This is a genomic window from Hamadaea sp. NPDC050747 (assembly GCF_040654195.1).
In the GTDB taxonomy this organism is placed as follows: Bacteria; Actinomycetota; Actinomycetes; order Mycobacteriales; family Micromonosporaceae; genus Hamadaea.
The window spans coordinates 22,770-40,370 of record NZ_JBFAHM010000020.1 but is presented as its reverse complement, the minus strand read 5'-3'; the positions used below and the strand labels follow the sequence as shown (position 1 = coordinate 40,370).

Below are 17,601 nucleotides of genomic sequence, written 5' to 3'. Positions count from 1 at the left end.
GGTTAGGGATGGAAAAACCTCAATGGAGAGATCGCCCGTGAACATCAACAGAAGATCGCTGCTGGCCCTGCCCGGCCTCGTGGCGACGGCCGCCTTCCTCGCGGCCTGCGGGGACGACAAGGAGCCGGAGACGACCGGCCCGGTCAAGCTGCGATTCCTCAGCCTCGCCTGGCAGAAGGAGTCGCTGGCGGCCAACAAGCAGATCGTGGACGACTGGAACAAGGCCAACCCCGACATCCAGATCGAGTACGTGCAGGGCGACTGGAACTCCGTCCACGACCAGCTGCTGACCTCCTTCGAGGGCGGCGACGCGGCGGACATCATCCACTACGAGTCGGCTGCGCTGGGCGAGTTCGCCAAGCAGGGCTACCTCGCCGACCTCAGCTCGCTGATCCCCGCCGACTTCAAGGCGGAGATCTCCGACAAGGTCTGGCAGACCGTCACGGTCGACGGCAAGGTCGTCGGCGTGCCGTTCCTGCTGGAGTCGCAGGTCGTGCTGGCCAACAAGAAGCTGCTCGACGCGGCCGGGATCACCGTGCCCGCCGCGAACGCCCCGTGGACCTGGGACGAGTTCGCGGCCAACGCCAAGAAGCTGACCAAGCCGGGTCAGTACGGCGTGGCCTGGGCGCTCAAGTCGCCGACCAACCGGGTGATGAACCTGGCGCTCAACTACGACGGCGCCTTCTTCTACGAAGAGGGCGGCAAGTGGACGGTCAAGGTCGGCGACGGCGAGAAGGCGGTCCCGCAGCGCATCCACGACATGGTCTACGTCGACAAGTCCGCGTCGCCCGAGGCGCTGTCCTTCGGCAGCACCGACCCGCTGCCGGGCTTCTTCGGCGGCAAGTACGCCATGCTCCCGGGCTCGATCTACCTGCGGCAGCAGATGATCGAGCAGGCGCCCAAGGACTTCGAGTGGGTCACCCTGCCCGCGCTCAAGGGCACCTCGCAGAACCAGGCGGCCAACCCGCAGACCATCTCGATCAGCGAGGACTCCAAGGCCAAGACGCAGGCCATGAAGTTCATCGCGAACTTCCTCAACGCCACGAACATGGCCAAGCTGGCCCACGGCGACTGGCTGGTGCCGACCGGCAAGGCGGCCGGCGCGCAGCTCGTCCAGTCCACCCAGGGCAAGCAGGGCTGGGACGTGGCCGTGGCCAGCGCCGACACCCTGGTTCAGGCCCCGTTCCAGCGGGCCACGGGCTACCCCGAGTGGAAGTCGAAGATCGCCACCCCGGCGCTCCAGCAGTACTTCGCCAACAAGATCTCGATCGATCAGCTGGCGAAGACGCTGGAGGACGGCGGAAAGCAGGTCCTGAAGTAGTGCTCCTCGCCAAGAGCATCGGGTGCCTCGCCGGCGCCGCCGTGGGTGATGCCCTCGGCGGCGCCGTCGAGGGCCACTCGGCGGAAGAGATTCGGGACCGCTACGCGGGACCCGTCACGGGGATCGTCCCGCCGATGCGGGCGCCGGAGGACAAGCCGACCGCGCCCTACGCCAAGGGGCACGGCCGGATCACCGACGACACCCTCGTGACCCACGCGCTCGTCCGGGCGTACTCGCGCAAGCGGGATCACCTGGACGCGTACGACATGGCCGGGCTGCTCGTGCCCGACCTGCTGGAGAAGATCGTGTGGGTGCCCGATCTGCAGCGCGAGACCGTCGCGCTGCATCGGCTCGCGGCCGGCGAACGGCACCTGATCACCCAGCTCCACTTCGCCCACGCCGATCCCCGCGAGGCCGGCGTCGGCAACGCCGTGAACTGCGGCGCGGCCATGTACATCGCGCCGGTGGGCATCGTCAACGCGGGCGATCCGGTGGCGGCGTACCGGGAGGCCATCGAGTTGGCCGGCGCCCATCAGCACAGCTTCGGGCGCGAGGCCGCGGGGGTCATGGCCGCGTGCGTCGCGGCCGCGGTACCGCCATCGGCCACTGTGGACGATGTGGTGGCGGCGGCGCTCGCGGTGGCGCGGGACGGCACCCGGGCCGCGATCTCGGCGGTGCTCACCGCCGCCAAGGGGTACGCCGCTCGGTCTGGCCTGGATCTGGCGACCGTCAAAGGGCTGCGGGCCGCGATGGCGCCGTTCGACACGGTCGGGGAGGCGTACCGGGAACCCGGATTGGGATCGCGCCGTCCGTCCCGGCTGCACGCGATCGAAGAACTGCCCATCGCGCTCGGCATGCTGGTCGTGTCCGGCGGCGACGTACGCGACACGATCCTCGGCTCGGTCAACTACGGGCGGGACGCGGACTCCATCGCGAGCATGGCCGGAGCGATCGCCGGGACGCTCCACGGAATCGACGGTGTGCCCGCGGAATGGGTCACCGCGGTGTCGGAGGAATCGCGGCTGGACCTTCCGGCCGTCGGCTCCTCGCTGGCGCTCGTCGCCTCCGAGCTGCTTGCCGCCGCGGGCGCGCGGGCTTCCGCCCGTGCTGCCTTCGTCGGCTCGCTCCTTGCGTCGCCCGCTCCCTCTCCCCGGAACCCGGTGGGTTGATCATGAACTTATGGCGGAAGCGCGCGTTATCCGGGAAATCGCGGTCTCACAGCGTCGTGAGGCCGCGATATCCCGGATGCCGCAACGATTCCCGGTCCGTTGTCAGTGGTCGGCGGTAGCTTGATGCCCATGCGATTGAGCTGGGTGCAGCCCGAAGACCTGCTCTCCCACGAGCTGGTGACCGCCCGTGACCTGGGCAAAGACGTCTCGAAGGTGAGTTGGCGGTGGCTGGACGCGGGCGGATCGCTCACCGCGGGCAGCAGCGGTGCCTCGGCGACGCCTGCGTCGCCTGAGCTGCACGCGCTCGCGGAAAAACTCATGGCCGCGCTCGACGAGCAGCCGATGCCGGCCCGCCCCGGCGAACCCGACGACTTCGCGGGCGTCCAAGCGTTGTGGCGCAACGTTCCTCGGCGGCAGCCGCGGCACGACCTGGAGCGGCTGCATGCCGCGTGGGTCGGGCGCGCGGTGGGCTGCGTACTCGGCAAGCCGGTCGAGAAGATTCCCCGCGAAGGCATCCAGGAGATCCTGCGATCCAGCGGGCAGTGGCCGCTGACCGGATACATCGCCGGTGATCCGGTGCCGGCCGAGGTCACCCGGCGCTGGCCGTGGAATCGGCGGTCCGCCCCGACGAGTCTGGCCGAGCCGCTCGCGGCGGGGGTCAGCGACGGCATGCCCGAGGACGACGACCTCAACTACACGCTGATCGCGCTGCGGCTCGTGGAGCGCTGCGGTCCCGGGTTCACCGCCGACGACGTGGCCCAGGCCTGGCTGGACGAGCTTCCGGGCGGGCGCGTCTTCACCGCCGAGCGGATCGCATACCGGAATCTGCTGCTCGGCCACACGCCGCCGGAGACCGCACTGCGGGGCAACCCGTTCCGGGAGTGGATCGGGGCGCAGATCCGCACCGATCTCTACGGCTGGATTCATCCCGGGCGACCGGACCTGGCGGCGGAGTGTGCGTACCGGGACGCGTCGGTGAGCCATGTGCGGGCCGGGATCTACGGCGCGATGTGGGTCGCCGCGATGAGCAGCGCCGCGTTGACCGCCGACACCATCGAGGACGTGCTCGACGCCGGCGAGTCGGTCGTGCCCCCGGTGAGCCGCTTCGCCAACGCCATCATGGACGGCCGTGACCTGGCCACCCGGGGCGACAGTTGGGAAGGCGTGGTCGACGAGATCTACGCCCGCTACGGCAAGCGTCACTGGGTGCACGTCCTGCCCAACGCCGCCCTCGTGGCGGCCGCTCTGGCCTTCCACGGCGGTGACTTCGCCGCCTCGATCTGCGCTGTGGTCAGCGCGGGCTGCGACACCGACTCCAACGGCGCGACCGTGGGCGCGATCACCGCCGCCCTCGCCGGAGCCGTTCCCGCCGACTGGGCCGCGCCGTTGCGCGACACCCTGCGGACCAGCATCCCCGGCAGCGACAAGGTGACCTTCACCGAGTTGGCCGAACGCACAATGAAGGTGAGCACATGAAGATCGTCGTCGTCGGCAGCGTGAACCTCGACCTGGTGGCGACCGCGGCCGTCCTGCCGCGGCCCGGTGAGACCGTCCTCGGGGAGAGCTTCACGACCGTCCCGGGTGGCAAGGGCGCCAACCAGGCGATCGCCGCGCAGTACGCGGGGGCGGAGGTCACCTTCGTCGGAGCGGTCGGCGAGGACGCCTTCGCCCAGCAGGTACGCGACAACATGGCGCAGGCGGGGCTGGACCTGTCCCTGCTGCGGACCGAACCCGGCCCGTCCGGGGTGGCGCTCATCGCGGTCGACGACAGCGGCGAGAACTTCATCGTCGTCGCACCCGGCGCGAACTCGAAGCTGACCTACCTGACCGAGGCCGATCGGGCGGCGATCGCGGCCGCCGACGCGCTGGTGATGCAGCTCGAGATTCCCCTGGAAACGGTGCAGGAGGCTGCTCAGGTCGCTCGTGACGCCGGGGTTCCGGTGCTCCTCAACGCCGCACCGGCCCGGCACCTGCCGACTGAGCTGCTGTCTCTGGTCGACGTTCTCATCGTGAACCTCATCGAGGCGCAGATGGTCCTCGGCGACAAGATCGACAGCTCGGCCCGGCGGAGCCCGAGTGCCTCGGCGCGCGGCATGCACGCGTACTCGCTGATGGAGCGGCTTCGGCAGATCGCGCCGAAGGTCGTGCTCACCGTCGGGGCCGACGGCGCGTTCTACGCCGACCGCGAGGGCACCTGGATGCAGATCCCGGCGCCGAAGATCGACGCCGTCGACACGACCGCCGCCGGGGACGGTTTCGTCGGCGCGTTCGCCGTGGCGTACACGGAGGGCAAGCCGATCGCGGAGACGCTGGCCTGGGCCTGCGCCGCCGGTGCGATCGGCGCGACCCGGCTGGGCGCGTCCAGCTCGCTGGCCTTGCGTGAGGAGATCGACAAGCTGGCGGTGAAGCCGTGAACCCCTATGTGCCCCGGCCGATCGACCAGCCGGCGATCGTGCCGCTGGAGTTGGGGGCGGATCTGTCCGGGCTCGACGAGGCGAAGATCTTCGCCGCGCCCGACGATCCCGCGCAGTGGCCGGCATGGCGTAACGCGCTGGCTGGTTGGCGGAAGTCGGCCCGCGAGCGCCTCGACTACGACGGCTCCCGCTATGAGCAGGTGCCCCTGGACTGCTTCGCGATCGCGCTGGTCTGGCTCTGGGATGAGGCGCTCTTCGACCACGCGACCGGCGAGTTCACCGTCGACGCCTTCGTCGACTCGTCGATCGAGGAGTTCGGCGGCTTCGACGGGGTCGTGCTCTGGCACGCGTACCCGGTGATCGGGCTGGACGGACGCGATCAGTTCGCCTTCTATCGCGATGTGCCCGGCCTGGGCGAGGTCGTCCGCGCCTTCCAAGCCCGCGGGGTGAAGGTCTTCGTCGACTACAACCCGTGGGACGGCGGATCGGCCGACGAGGTCGCGACGCTCGTGGCCGACTTGGGCGTCGACGGAGTCTTCCTCGACACGTTGAAGTCCGCGGCCGAGTTGGTGGACGCGTTGCCTCCGACCATCGTGCTCGCCGGGGAGTCCCGCGTTCCGCTCGAGCGCATCCAGGACCACACCATGTCCTGGGCGCAGTGGTTCGCCGACTCTGCGGTCCCCGGCGTACTGCGGGCGAAATGGTTCGAGCCGCGGCACATGCTGCACCACACCCGCCGCTGGCATCGGGATCATCTCGAAGAACTCCAGTCGGCCTGGTTCAACGGCACCGGGCTCCTCGTCTGGGAGTCGGTCTTCGGTGTCTGGGTCGGCTGGTCGGAGCGCGACAAGGCGCTGCTGCGGTTCATGCGCCAGACGTGGTCGACGCACGCGCGGTTCTTCCGGGAAGCCGAGTGGACGCCGCTGGCCGGTCATCCCGCCGGGACCGCGGTGTACGCCTCCCGCTGGGATCTCGACGGCGAGACACTGTGGACGATCGTCAACCGGGGACCCGACTATGACGGCCCCTGGGTCGTCGACGGCGGTCAGGTCGTAGCCGCCGGGCCGCTTCCCGCCGGAGCCATCGCCGTTGCCACGTCGGCCGGGGACCAAGCGGTGTCCGCCGTAGGCGAAACCGGGTTCCCCGCTCGCGCTGCGGTACGCGTACCGCACCGGCCGGTCTTCGCCGAGCAGCCGCCGGGCGGCCTGGTCGAGGTGCCCGCCGGTCGCCGGGACCTCGTCGTGCGCCACCGGCGCCGCGAGACCGGTCTCTACGGTGAAGCGCCCTTCGTCGACGAGTGGAAGCCACTGCCGCCTCGGTTGCACGACATGGCGACGCTCCACCGCCGGGTCGACCTCGGCCGGTTCGCGATCGGGGAACTGGAGGTCAGCGAGGCCGAGTTCGCGGCGTACCGGACCGCCGTCGGCGCTGAGCCGTGGCCGGTCGCTGACCCGGAAGCACCCGTCACCGGGGTGACGCTCGCCGAGGCTCGGGCCTACGCCACGTGGGCGGGGGCGCGACTGCCCACCGAGGACGAATGGCAGGTCGCGGCCGAACTCGGTGTCGTCGATCGGCGTGACCCGCTCGTGTGGAACCTGACCGAGAGCGAGCACAGCGACGGGCGTACGCGGTTTGTGATCCTCAAGGGCGGCAGCGCCCACCGGGCCGAAGGCTCGATGTGGTACTTCGACGGCGGCCCGCAGCCGCCGGAGGTGAGCATCAAGCTCCTGCTCATGGGGCTTGGCCTCGACCGTTCGCCGAGCGTGGGCTTCCGCATCGCGGTGGATCTCCCATGAGCGATCACCCACGTCAGGACGCCGGCCGCATGCGGCCGCTGGACGGGATCAAGGTCGTCGAGATCGCCACCGTCATCGCGGGGCCGCTCGCCGGCGCGTTCCTCGGCGACTTCGGTGCCGACGTCGTCAAGATCGAGCACCCGAAGGTGCCCGACACCGCCCGGGGACATGGACCCGGCGGGCTCTGGGGCCGGGTCCTCATGCGCAACAAGCGCTGCGGCACGCTCAATCTGTCCACACCGGAGGGTGCGGAGCTGCTCAAGCGTCTGCTCGCCGACGCGGACGTCCTCGTGGAGAACTTCCGGCCCGGCACGCTCGAACGCTGGGGGCTCGGCCCGGATGTGCTCCACGAGGTGAACCCCCGGCTGGTCATCGCCCGGATCAGCGGCTTCGGCCAGACCGGGCCATACGCCTCCCGCGCCGGATTCGGCACCCTCGCCGAAGCGATGTCGGGGTTCGCGATGGCGACCGGAGAACCGGGCGGGCCGCCGACGCTGCCCCCGTTCGGGCTGGCCGACTCGATCACCGGCCTGTCCGCGGCGTACGCGGTGCTGCTCGCCCTGCGCGCCCGGGACGTCACGGGTACCGGTCAGGTCGTCGACCTCTCCCTCGTAGAGCCGATCATGGCGATGCTGGGACCGCAGGTCACCTGGTGGAAGGAGTTGGGCTACGTCTCACCCCGGCTCGGCAACCGGTCGGCCAACAACGCGCCCCGGAACGCGTACCGATGCTCGGACGGGCACTGGGTCGCCGTGTCCACCAGCGCGACCTCGGTCGCCGAGCGCGTGATGCGCCTGGTGGGGATGCCCGAAGTCGTCGGCGAGCCCTGGTTCGCCACCGGCGCGGGCCGGGCTCAGCATGCCGACCTGCTCGACAAGGCGGTCGCCGACTGGATCGCGGTCCGCCCTCGGCCCCTGGTCCTCCAGGCGTTCGCCGACGCCGACGCGGCCATCGGTCCCGTCTACGAGGTCCCCGAACTCGCCGAGGACCCTCAGCTTGCCGCGCTGGGCACGTTCGTCGAGGTGCCCAAGGCCGAGGGCGGCGAGCTGCTCATGCAGAACGTCCCGTTCCGGCTCTCCGCCACCCCGGGCGAGATCCGTGAGGCCGGCCGCCCGCACGGCGCCGACACCGACGCGATCCTCGCCGGCCTCGGCCTGAGCGAAGAGGAGATCGCCGGACTGCGCGAACGAGGAGTGGTCTGATGCTGACCTGGCTCTATGTTCCCGGTGACCGGCCCGAACGGTTCGGCAAGGCGCTCGCCTCCGGCGCCGACACGGTCATCGTCGACTTGGAGGACGCCGTCGCCCCCGCGCGGAAGGCGTATGCCCTCGAGGCGGTGACCGACCTGCTCGGCTCCACTCATGAAGTTCCCGTGCAGGTACGCATCAGCGCATTCGAGCAGCTCGACACGCTGACCGGGTTGCCCGGCCTGTCCGGCGTACGCGTCCCGAAGGTGGAGACGCCACAGGCGGTCCGGGCGGCCGCCCTCGCCGGAGTCCCCGTCCACGCGCTGATCGAGTCAGCCCGTGGAGTCGAGGCAGCCTTCGAGATCGCGACCGTCTGCGCCCCGGACGGGTCCATCGGTCTCGGCGAGGCCGACCTGAGCGCCGACCTGCACGTCTCGGCTGAGGCCGGGCTCGCGTGGCCCCGTTCCCGCGTCGTCGTCGCCGCTCGGGCCGCCGGCCTCGGCCCGCCCGCGATGTCGGTCTACCCGCACGTTTCGGACCTGGAAGGGCTGGCCGCGTCCTGCGCCGTCGGCCGCGGTCTGGGCCTGCTCGGGCGGGCCGCCATCCACCCTCGGCAACTGCGCGTCATCGTCGAGGCGTTCCGGCCGAGCGAACCCGAAGTGGAAAAGGCGGAAGCACTGCTTTCCGCTTTCGATCCCGATGCGGGAACGGCAGTCCTTTCCGATGGCCGTTTCGTGGATGTCGCAATGGTGGCGGCGGCGCGGCGTACGGTCGAATTGGCCGCTCGCTTCTCCTAGTTGCACCACCGCTCTTGTTCCGCTATTGTCATTCATGCCGTAGGCGAGAGCTGAAAGCAGTCCCTGAAGGCCACCTTGCGGTGGCCTTCAGTGTTTGGTGGACGTTGATTGGAGTGCCGCACTTCTTGTCCACATAATGCGGTGAGTTATCCACAGATCAAATGCGGTATTGCAATGTCCTCAATTTCCGGCCTAATTTCCTTGGGTGCATCATCTTTATCTAGACGAGTCCGGCGGAGTCGAGGAGCCGGACGGCCATCCGGCGGCCACACCCGCGATGATCATCCTCGGATTGATCGTCGACGTAAACGCGATTCCGGAGCTCACCCGTGAGTTTCTGGAGTACAAGCGGCGCCACTTCGCGATCCGGTTTCAGCAGGGCCGCGCGCTCGACCACATTTTGATCGAGGTGAAGGGCGGCGAGATGCTACGACTGACGCGTAGCGACTCGCGCGACAGCCGTCGCTATGTTCAGCATGCTCGATACGGGTTGCTGAATCTCTTGGAGCGCTTCGGATGTCGCATCGTGGGACGCGTGTGGGTCAAGCGTCCCGGTGAACGGCTGAAGCCGGCTTCGACCTATGGCTTTTCGATGCAGGACATTGCTGCTCACTTCATGCGGTATTTGGCGGAGAAAGGATCGCACGGGGCGATCATCGCGGACAGCCGAAACCCAGGCCAGAACTCCGAGGTGGCGCACTCGATCTTCACGCAGAAGTGGCGTACTGGCGAAGATCCGTACCGGCTGCTGCACGATGTGCCGTCGTTCGCCGACAGTCGAAACCACGCGGGGATTCAGATCGCCGACATGCTCGCCTCCATGATCACACTGCCGATGGTTGCCGCGGCGTACGGCGCCTCACCGGGCACGGTGCACGACTCGCCGCGCTACGCCGAGGTCCGCGAAAAGCATGGGGACGCCTTGCAGGCGCTCCAGTTCCGCTACTTCGACGAGACCGGCCGTCCGCGGGGCGGGATCGTCGTGAGTGATGCGGTGGCCGCTCGGCCGAGCGCGATGCTGTTCGGGGCGAGCGGATTCGGCGCGGAAGTGGTGAGCGAGGGGGAGTTGGAGATCACCATCCCGGCGCAGACGGGCGCGGCGGCGACGGCCGGAAGCGTCGGTCCGGCCCGATAGGGTTGCTGAGGCGGTTGGGCTCGCGACGGAGGGGGATGCGGTGGGGGACAAGCGCGTGCCGTCCGAGCGCGAGATCGTCGAGCGCATCGTCGCCGAGGGTGTCTTCGCCTACGATGCCCGACGGCCGGCCGAGGTTTCCCGGGCGGCGCAGGCGCTGGCTGCGCGTCCTGGGGCACCGACGGCGGTGTTCGCGCTGATGCAGGCCGAGGTGCTGGCGGTGTGGCAGCGCGGGTGGCAGCCGTTCGAGCTGCACCGGTCGGTGAGGAAGGCGTTGACCGAGGAGCACGCCCGGCTCGCCGGGGCGGCGATGATCGCGCAGACCCGGACCTATGCCGCCACCACGGTGGACGAGCGCTGGCAGGCGCAGCTCACCCAGATCGCACCGGCGAAATCCAGGGACAACGCCGCGAGATCCAGGGATGGCGCGGCGAGCGATAGGGACAACGCGGCGGGAGCTGCGAGGACCGATCCCCAGCAGGTGATCCAAACCATCTGGCACCTGCGCCGTCTGCCGAATCTGCCGTTCCAGGGGCCGCTGCCGGGTCAGGCGCGTCCTCGGCACATCCACCAGCACACGGTGGACCAGAAGATGCTCGACCGAGTACGCGCGTTGCTGGCGAAGGCGGAGTCGACGACCTTCCCGGAGGAGGCGGAGGCGTACACGGCCAAGGCGCAGGAGTTGATGGCCCGGCACAGCATCGACTTCGCGTTGCTGATGGCGCGGACGGGTGGCAAGGACGAGCCCGCCGTCCGGCGGATTCCGATCGACAATCCTTATGAGGCGGCGAAGACTCTGCTGCTTCAGGCGGTGGCCGAGGCGAACGGCTGCCGGTCGGTGTGGACGGAGTCTTACGGGTTCGCCACCGTCACCGGGTTCCCCGGCGACCTGGACTCGGTCGAGCTGCTGTTCACCTCACTGCTCGTGCAGGCGGTGACCGCGATGACGCAGTCCGGGCCGAGGCAGGACCGGTTCGGGCGCAACAACACCCGGTCGTTCCGGCAGGCTTTCCTGACGGCGTACGCCCAGCGCATCGGCGAGCGGCTGCGGGGGGCGACCGAGGCGGCGGTCAGTGAGACGATCCGGGACGTGGGGGAGAGCACGCTGCTGCCGGTGCTGAAGGCGCGTACCGAGGAAGTGGAGAGCAGATTCCAGGAGTTGTTCCCGACGCTCCGGACTCGGTCGATCACGGTCTCGAACCGGCAGGGCTGGGCCGAGGGCCGGGCGGCGGCCGACCGCGCCGAACTTCACAGCCGACGCGCAGTCCGTGAGTAGGCCGGGCGCGGCGGAAGTAGAGTGATCCACGTGGCGCGCAGCGTGTACGTGACCGGCCTGGACGCGGGCGGCGGAAAGTCGGCGATCGCTCTCGGCGTGGCGGAGCTGCTGTCTCGCCGCGTACGCCGGATCGGGGTGTTTCGGCCGTTCACGAGGACCGACGACGACCCGATCGTGGCGCTGCTGCGAGATCATTACGGTATGCCGTCGTCGGCGGCGGCGACCGGCGTCCGATATGACGAGGCGGCGTTGATGCTGGCCCGGGGCCAGGTCGACGCCATGGTCGGGCTGATCCTCGAACGGTTCCACGAGGTGGAGCGGGGCTGCGACGCGGTGGTCATCGTCGGCACCGACTTCGGTGCGCCGGACGGGGGCGAAGGCGAGCCGACCTTCCCTGACGAGTTGGGCATGAACCTCCGGCTCGCCCGGGAACTCGGCGCGCCGCTGCTGCCCGTGGTGGATGGGGACGGCCGGAGCGCGGCCGATCTCGACACCGCGATCCGGGGTGCTCGGCAGGCGGTGGCCGGTCATTCGGTGATCGCGATCGTGGCCAATCGTGTCGCGCCCGAGCTGCGTTCCGGCGTACCAGCTGATCTTGAGGGAACGCCGGTTTATGCCGTGCCCCGCGTCGCGGCCGTGAGCGCCCCGACGGTCGCGGAGGTCATGCACGTGCTGAACGCGACGCCGCTGTCCGGCAGCTCGCCGCAGGCGCTGGACCGGGACGTGCTGGACATCGTGGTCGGGGGCGCGACCGTGCCCACCTTCCTGGACCACGTCGGGGACGGCTGCCTGGTGGTGACGCCGGGAGACCGGTCCGATCTGATCGTCGCGGCCATGGCCGCGCACTTCGCGGGCCACGCGTCGATCGCCGGGCTCGTGCTGACGCTCGGCATCGAACCTGATCCGAGGGTCGTCGCGCTGGTCGGCCGGTTCCGGGGCGAGGTCCCGGTCATCTCGGTACGCGAGGACAGCTTCGCCACCGTCGGCCGGCTCACCGGGCTTGAAGGGGCGTTGACCGCGCAGAATCCGCGGAAGGTGACCGCCGCGATCGGCGCGTTCGAGGCGTCGGTCGACGTTCCCGAGCTGACGGCGCGGCTGGACGTGACACGGTCCGACGGCGTGACGCCGCTGATGTTCGAGTTCGAGCTGATCGAACGGGCGCGGGAGGATCTGCGGCACGTCGTGCTGCCCGAGGGCACCGAGGAGCGGGTGCTGCGTGCGGCCGAGCAGCTGCTGCGGCGGGGCGTGTGCGAGCTGACCCTGCTGGGCCCGGCCGACGTCGTGCGGGACAAGGCCCGCGACCTTGGGCTTGATCTGGGACTCGACGACGGCGGCGCGCGGATCGTCGACCCCAACGCCAGCCAGTGGCGTAGCGAGTTCGCCGCCACATACGCCAAGTTGCGCGAGCACAAGGGCATGACCTTGGAGAAGGCATGGGACCAGGTCGGCGACGTGAACTACTTCGGCACGCTGATGGTCAACAGCGGACGCGCCGACGCGATGGTCTCCGGCTGTGTGCACCCGACCGCCGACACGATCCGGCCGGCGTTCGAGATCATCAAGACCGCCTCGGGAGTGTCCATCGCGTCGAGCGTCTTCTTCATGTGCTTGGCGGATCGCGTACTGGTGTATGGGGACTGTGCGATCAACCCCGATCCGGACCCGGAGCAGCTGGCGGACATCGCCATCTCCAGTGCGGAGACGGCCGAACGGTTCGGGGTCGAGCCGCGGGTCGCCATGCTGTCCTACTCGACCGGGATCAGCGGGTTCGGGGCGGACGTCGACAAGGTCGCGCACGCCACCGATCTGGTCCGCAAGCGGCGGCCCGACCTGCCGGTGGTCGGCCCGATCCAGTACGACGCGGCGGTCGACCCCAGCGTGGCCGCCACGAAGATGCCGGGCAGTGAAGTGGCCGGGCACGCGACCGTGCTGATCTTCCCCGACCTGAACACGGGCAACAACACCTACAAGGCCGTGCAGCGGTCGGCGGGCGCGGTCGCGATCGGCCCGGTCATGCAGGGGCTGCGCAAGCCGGTGAACGACCTGTCGCGCGGGGCCACCGTCCGCGACATCGTCTCGACCGTCGCGATCACCGCCATCCAGGCGGCCTCGTGACCAGCCGGGTTTTGGTGCTCAACTGCGGGTCGTCGTCGGTGAAGTACCGCCTGTTCGACGACGGGGAGACGCTCGCGAAAGGCATCACCGAGCGGGTCACCGACCATGAGGCGGCGCTGCGCGACATCCTGGCCCAGCTCGACCTCACCGGGCTCGTCGCGGTCGGCCATCGCGTGGTTCACGGTGGTACGCGGTTCTCCGCGCCCAGTCTCGTCGACGACGAACTGATCTCCGTGGTACGCGAGTTGATCCCGTTGGCGCCGCTGCACAACCCGGCCAATCTGACGGGCATCGAGGTCGCCCGCAAGCTGCTGCCGGAGGTGCCGCAGGTGGCGGTCTTCGACACCGCCTTCCACCGGACGATGCCGCCCGAGGCCGCCACGTACGCCCTGGACACCGGGGTCGCCGAGCGCTTCGGCATCCACCGCTACGGCTTCCACGGGACGTCGCACGGCTACGTGTCCCGGCGTACGGGGGAGCTGCTCGGCAATCCCGACGCGAATGTGATCACCTTGCACCTCGGCAACGGCGCTAGTGTGTGCGCCGTCCGGGCCGGCCGGAGCGTGGCCACCTCGATGGGGTTCACCCCGCTTCCCGGCCTGGTCATGGGCACTCGTTCGGGCGACGTCGACCCGGCGGTCATCTTCCACCTGGTCCGGGTCGGCGGGATGAGCCTGGACGAGGTGGACGAGCTGCTCAATCAGCGTTCCGGGTTGAAGGGGCTGAGCGGGGTCAACGACATGCGTGACGTGCTCGCCCAGGCGGCGGCGAACGACGAGCGCGCGAAGCTGGCCTTCGACGTCTACTGCGCCCGGATCAAGTCCTATGTGGGGGCGTACTACGCCCAGCTCGGGCGGGTGGACGCGATCACGTTCACGGCCGGCGTCGGCGAGAACGCGCCACTCGTCCGGGCGGCGTCGCTCAGCGGGCTGGAGCGGCTGGGCATCGAGATCGACCCCGTCCGCAACGCGGCTGGGGAGACCTTCATCTCGCCGGATGATGCGGAGGTGGCGGTCCTCGTCGTGCCGACCGAGGAGGAGCTGGAGATCGCGACTCAGACCCTCGCCACGGTGGGCTGACCCGCTCCCCTTCCGCAGGCGGTTGCCCACAGCGGCAAGATCATCGCGTTATCCGGGATCACGATGCCTTCGGACGCCCGCGTAGCCGCGTTATCCCGGACAAACGCGCACCGCACCGCCCCGAGCGGCCAGCACCGCTCGAGAAACGTCAAGTTCCGTCTTCGGAGCCTTGGGCGAACTCGGCGGCCTCCAGCGCGTCGCCCTCGGTGTCTTCGAGTGCCCGTTCCAAGGCCCGGTAGATCTTGCCGAATCGGTGGGTGTCGGCGATCCGGATCAGGCGGCGTTCCACCCCGTCGATGACGGCGCAGATCTCGTGCACCTGATGGCCCTGGTCGACGCTGTGATCGACCCGGTGGAGCGCCATCTCCAGCAGCGGCCCGGCGAAGCCGATCAGCGCCACCACCCCGGCCAGCGGCAACAGTACGCGCCCGGCGCCGGCCGCCTGACCGATCACGCCGGCGAACACGTAGAGGACGCCGATCAGGGCGAGCAGTGCTCCCACGATCACGGCGAATCCGATGATGCCGCGGTGGGTGCGCCGGAGCCGGACGGCGGGCTCCGCCACTCCTTCGCGATGCCAGACGTATTGCAGTCGCGCCAGGGGAATCCGGGACTCGCCGACGTGCAGCGCCTCGGACGTGACCTGGACGTGCCGATCTCGATAGTAAACGATCAAGATTGACCCCCATCAACGTTCACTCATCCTCGCACGCCCAGCGCGTCGGCGCCCCATATGCTCGGGCAAGACGCGAACCCACAACGAAGTAGGTGGCACACGGATGGGCGAACTGGTACGCCTGGAGATCAACGACGGCATCGGCACGATCCGCCTGGACCGGCCGCCGATGAACGCGCTGAACATCCAGGTCCAGGAGGAGCTGCGAGCGGTCGCGGCGCAGATCACGGCGGACGACTCGATCCGGGCGGCGGTGATCTACGGCGGCGAGAAGGTGTTCGCGGCGGGCGCGGACATCAAGGAGATGGCCGACATGTCGTACGTCGACATGGCGAAGCGGGCGGGCGCGTTGAGCAGCGCGTTCGACGCCGTCGCCCGGATTCCGAAGCCCGTGGTCGCCGCCATCACCGGGTACGCCCTCGGTGGCGGCTGCGAACTGGCGCTGACCTGCGACTGGCGGGTCGTCGCGGAGGATGCCAAGCTCGGCCAGCCCGAGATCAAGCTGGGCATCATCCCCGGCGCGGGCGGTACGCAGCGCCTGGCCCGGCTGGTCGGCCCGGCGAAGGCCAAGGACATCATCTTCACCGGCCGGATGGTGGACGCGCAGGAGGCGCTCGCCATCGGGCTGGCCGATCGGGTGGTTCCGGCCGACAAGGTCTACGACGAGGCGATCAACCTGGTCCGGGCGTACGTGGGCGGCCCCGCCCAGGCCCTCGCGGCGGCGAAGGCGGCCATCGACGGCGGCCTCGACCGGGATCTGGCCGGCGGGCTGGCCTGGGAGTCGCAGCTGTTCGCGGCGCTCTTCGCGACCGACGACAAGCGGGAGGGCATGGCCGCGTTCGTCGGCAAGCGCCCGCCGGAGTTCACCGGCCGCTGACCTCGGCAGGCAGAGGCCGCGTTATCACAGATGACGCGGCCTCTGGCGATTGCGGCCCCGCGCGACCAGGGCTCGCCCACGCTCGTTGGGAGAGCGTCGGGGATGAGACACCAGCGGCTCTGTCCTTGATATACGGTCCCCCCGAAGTCGACGGGGACCGCTGCAGCCGCTCGCTGTTGTCCAAGGAAGGGCAGATGGTCACGTTCTTCGCTCGCGTCAGAGGGCTGCGGTGAGGCCACCGTCCACCATCCCTCAGCCGCAGACCCTGAGCCCGACCGTTCACCCCGCCACCCCGGCCGTCCGCCGTCGGCTGCTCGCCGCACCGTGGTCGCCGCCGGTGCTGCTGATGACCGTGCTGGCCGCCTGGCACCTCGGCCGTCCCGCGCTCTGGGCCGACGAACTCGCCTCGGTCAACGCCGCGGCGCTGACCTGGGGGCGGCTCAAGGATCTCCTCGGTGAGACCGACCTCGTGCTCGCTCCCTACTACGCGTTCCTGCACGTCTGGACGGCGTTCGCCGGGACCTCCGAGATCGCCGTCCGGCTCCCGTCCGCGCTGGCGGCGGTCGGCGCGGTCGGCGTGACCGCCGCTGTCGGGGCCCGGCTGTGGAGCTATCGGGCTGGTCTGCTCGCCGGACTCGTCCTTGCCGTCCTCCCGGTCTTTTCGCGCTTCGCCCAGGAGGCCCGGGGGTACTCGCTCGCGGTCTTCGGGTTCACCCTGGCGACGCTGCTGCTCCTGCGCTGGACCGAGCGGCCCGGCGCGGCCCGGCTCGCGGCGTACGCGATCACGCTGGGCATCGCCGTCTCCCTGGTGCCCTTCGGGGCGATGATCCTCGTCGCGCACGCCGTGCTCGCCTGGCCGGCGTACGCCAGACGGGCGTGGGCAGTCAGCGCCTTCGCCGCCGTCCTTCCCGGGCTGACGCTGTTTCTCGCCGGGGCACTGACTCAGCGAGCCCAGGTCTCCTGGATTCCCCTGCTCGGGTGGGAGGGGCGCAACGGAGTGGTGGAGCGGTCACTGGGGGTGGCCGGACCGATCGCCGTGACCGCGACGCTGTTCCTCCTCGGGCTGCTCGCGCTGCGCCGGGAACGCCGGATAATCGCGATGGCGTGCTGGGGACTGCTGCCGATCGGTCTCCTGCTCGCGGCGGGAATCCTGACCCCGATCTGGGTCGCCCGCTATGTCGTCTTCACCCTGCCGGGCCTCGCCCTGCTGGCCGCCGCGGGCCTGCACCGGCTGTCGGTCCGGCGGGCCACCGTCGTGATGCTGCTGCTCATGGTCTTCGGCGTGGCCGGCAACGTCGCCGTTCGGCGACCGGACGGGCACAGCCAGGACTCCCGCCGAATCGCCCAGATCATCGGCCCCCGATTCGGTGTCGACGACGTCGCGGTCTACGGCGACAACCATCCGTCGATCCCATGGTCGCCGCGCGACATCGTCGCCCGCTATCTGCCGGCCGACCGGACGCCCCGCGACGCGCTGATGGTCCGCCCGCAACGAGCCGGCGGCCGTCTTCTCGCGGTGGAGTGCGCCGACGTGGTGGCCTGCGTGGGTCCCGCGCCGCGCATCTGGGTCATCCGGGCGGACGATCCGGGCGATCCGAGAGGCGGTCTCGACGGTGGGAAGACGCCTTTCCTGCTGGAGCACTACACGGTGGACCAGGTCTGGCGTCATTCACTGCTGACGGTCGCGCTGCTCGACCGCAGGCGGTGACGCGAGGCGTACGCGAAGCAAAGACGAGACTCCTTCACATTTTCTGGAAGCGTG

General features: G+C 69.8%; 14 protein-coding genes. 13 read left to right on the top strand and 1 reads right to left on the bottom strand.

Features of this window, described 5'->3' with window-relative positions:
• Nucleotides 1-37: 37 nt before the first annotated feature.
• From AB0H43_RS36000 to AB0H43_RS35950, 11 genes are all read left to right on the top strand, one after another.
• The gene (locus AB0H43_RS36000; RefSeq protein WP_360007234.1) at nt 38-1,321 is read left to right on the top strand and encodes a sugar ABC transporter substrate-binding protein; all 1,284 of its coding nucleotides are present in this window, start codon (nt 38-40) and stop codon (nt 1,319-1,321) included.
• Entirely contained in the window at nt 1,321-2,490 is a 1,170-nt protein-coding gene (locus AB0H43_RS35995; RefSeq protein WP_360007232.1) for an ADP-ribosylglycohydrolase family protein, read from the top strand. Before AB0H43_RS36000 ends, AB0H43_RS35995 begins: the two co-directional genes overlap by 1 nt.
• Nucleotides 2,491-2,619: 129 nt before the next feature.
• A complete protein-coding gene (locus AB0H43_RS35990; protein ID WP_360007230.1) occupies nt 2,620-3,966 on the top strand; it encodes an ADP-ribosylglycohydrolase family protein in 1,347 nt (448 codons plus the stop codon).
• Nucleotides 3,963-4,904 carry a ribokinase gene (locus AB0H43_RS35985; RefSeq protein WP_360007227.1) on the top strand — a complete coding sequence of 314 codons (942 nt, stop codon included), beginning with the start codon at nt 3,963-3,965 and terminating at the stop codon, nt 4,902-4,904. The genes AB0H43_RS35990 and AB0H43_RS35985 overlap by 4 nt, the downstream gene beginning before the upstream one ends.
• Nucleotides 4,905-5,548: 644 nt before the next feature.
• A complete protein-coding gene (locus tag AB0H43_RS35980) occupies nt 5,549-6,700 on the top strand; it encodes an SUMF1/EgtB/PvdO family nonheme iron enzyme (protein WP_360007326.1) in 1,152 nt (383 codons plus the stop codon).
• Complete coding sequence (locus AB0H43_RS35975) at nt 6,697-7,902, top strand: CaiB/BaiF CoA-transferase family protein (protein WP_360007225.1); 1,206 nt, start codon at nt 6,697-6,699, stop codon at nt 7,900-7,902. The genes AB0H43_RS35980 and AB0H43_RS35975 overlap by 4 nt, the downstream gene beginning before the upstream one ends.
• Nucleotides 7,902-8,684, top strand: a complete 783-nt coding sequence (locus AB0H43_RS35970) for a CoA ester lyase (protein WP_360007222.1) — start codon at nt 7,902-7,904, stop codon at nt 8,682-8,684. The genes AB0H43_RS35975 and AB0H43_RS35970 overlap by 1 nt, the downstream gene beginning before the upstream one ends.
• 205 nt (nt 8,685-8,889) lie before the next feature.
• Nucleotides 8,890-9,819 (top strand): DUF3800 domain-containing protein, encoded by a 930-nt coding sequence (locus AB0H43_RS35965; RefSeq protein ID WP_360007219.1) that lies wholly within the window; start codon nt 8,890-8,892, stop codon nt 9,817-9,819.
• 40 nt (nt 9,820-9,859) lie between these two features.
• Nucleotides 9,860-11,092: a DUF2786 domain-containing protein gene (locus tag AB0H43_RS35960; RefSeq protein ID WP_360007217.1), complete on the top strand. Its 1,233-nt coding sequence runs from the start codon at nt 9,860-9,862 to the stop codon at nt 11,090-11,092.
• Between the two features lie 21 nt (nt 11,093-11,113).
• Nucleotides 11,114-13,207: a phosphate acetyltransferase gene (pta, locus tag AB0H43_RS35955; RefSeq protein ID WP_360007214.1), complete on the top strand. Its 2,094-nt coding sequence runs from the start codon at nt 11,114-11,116 to the stop codon at nt 13,205-13,207.
• Nucleotides 13,204-14,286: an acetate kinase gene (locus AB0H43_RS35950; RefSeq protein WP_360007212.1), complete on the top strand. Its 1,083-nt coding sequence runs from the start codon at nt 13,204-13,206 to the stop codon at nt 14,284-14,286. The genes pta and AB0H43_RS35950 overlap by 4 nt, the downstream gene beginning before the upstream one ends.
• A 148-nt stretch (nt 14,287-14,434) precedes the next feature.
• On the opposite strand, the gene AB0H43_RS35945 is transcribed toward AB0H43_RS35950, so the two are convergent.
• Complete coding sequence (locus AB0H43_RS35945; protein ID WP_360007210.1) at nt 14,435-14,962, bottom strand: DUF6232 family protein; 528 nt, start codon at nt 14,960-14,962, stop codon at nt 14,435-14,437.
• Between the two features lie 103 nt (nt 14,963-15,065).
• On the opposite strand from AB0H43_RS35945, the gene AB0H43_RS35940 reads away from it, so the two are divergent.
• Together AB0H43_RS35940 and AB0H43_RS35935 are read left to right on the top strand one after the other, a co-directional pair.
• A complete protein-coding gene (locus AB0H43_RS35940; RefSeq protein ID WP_360007207.1) occupies nt 15,066-15,839 on the top strand; it encodes an enoyl-CoA hydratase-related protein in 774 nt (257 codons plus the stop codon).
• Between the two features lie 229 nt (nt 15,840-16,068).
• Nucleotides 16,069-17,547, top strand: coding sequence for a glycosyltransferase family 39 protein (locus AB0H43_RS35935; RefSeq protein WP_360007204.1), 1,479 nt, complete (start codon nt 16,069-16,071; stop codon nt 17,545-17,547).
• Nucleotides 17,548-17,601 lie beyond the last annotated feature (54 nt).

Excerpts from the sequence above, each read along its gene's own strand:
- AB0H43_RS35990 (WP_360007230.1), top strand. The coding sequence starts at position 2,620 with ATGCGATTGAGCTGGGTGCAGCCCGAAGACCTGCTCTCCCACGAGCTG.
- AB0H43_RS35985 (WP_360007227.1), top strand. The coding sequence starts at position 3,963 with ATGAAGATCGTCGTCGTCGGCAGCGTGAACCTCGACCTGGTGGCGACC.
- AB0H43_RS35980 (WP_360007326.1), top strand. The coding sequence starts at position 5,549 with ATGTCCTGGGCGCAGTGGTTCGCCGACTCTGCGGTCCCCGGCGTACTG.
- AB0H43_RS35975 (WP_360007225.1), top strand. The coding sequence starts at position 6,697 with ATGAGCGATCACCCACGTCAGGACGCCGGCCGCATGCGGCCGCTGGAC.
- AB0H43_RS35970 (WP_360007222.1), top strand. The coding sequence starts at position 7,902 with ATGCTGACCTGGCTCTATGTTCCCGGTGACCGGCCCGAACGGTTCGGC.
- AB0H43_RS35940 (WP_360007207.1), top strand. The coding sequence starts at position 15,066 with ATGGGCGAACTGGTACGCCTGGAGATCAACGACGGCATCGGCACGATC.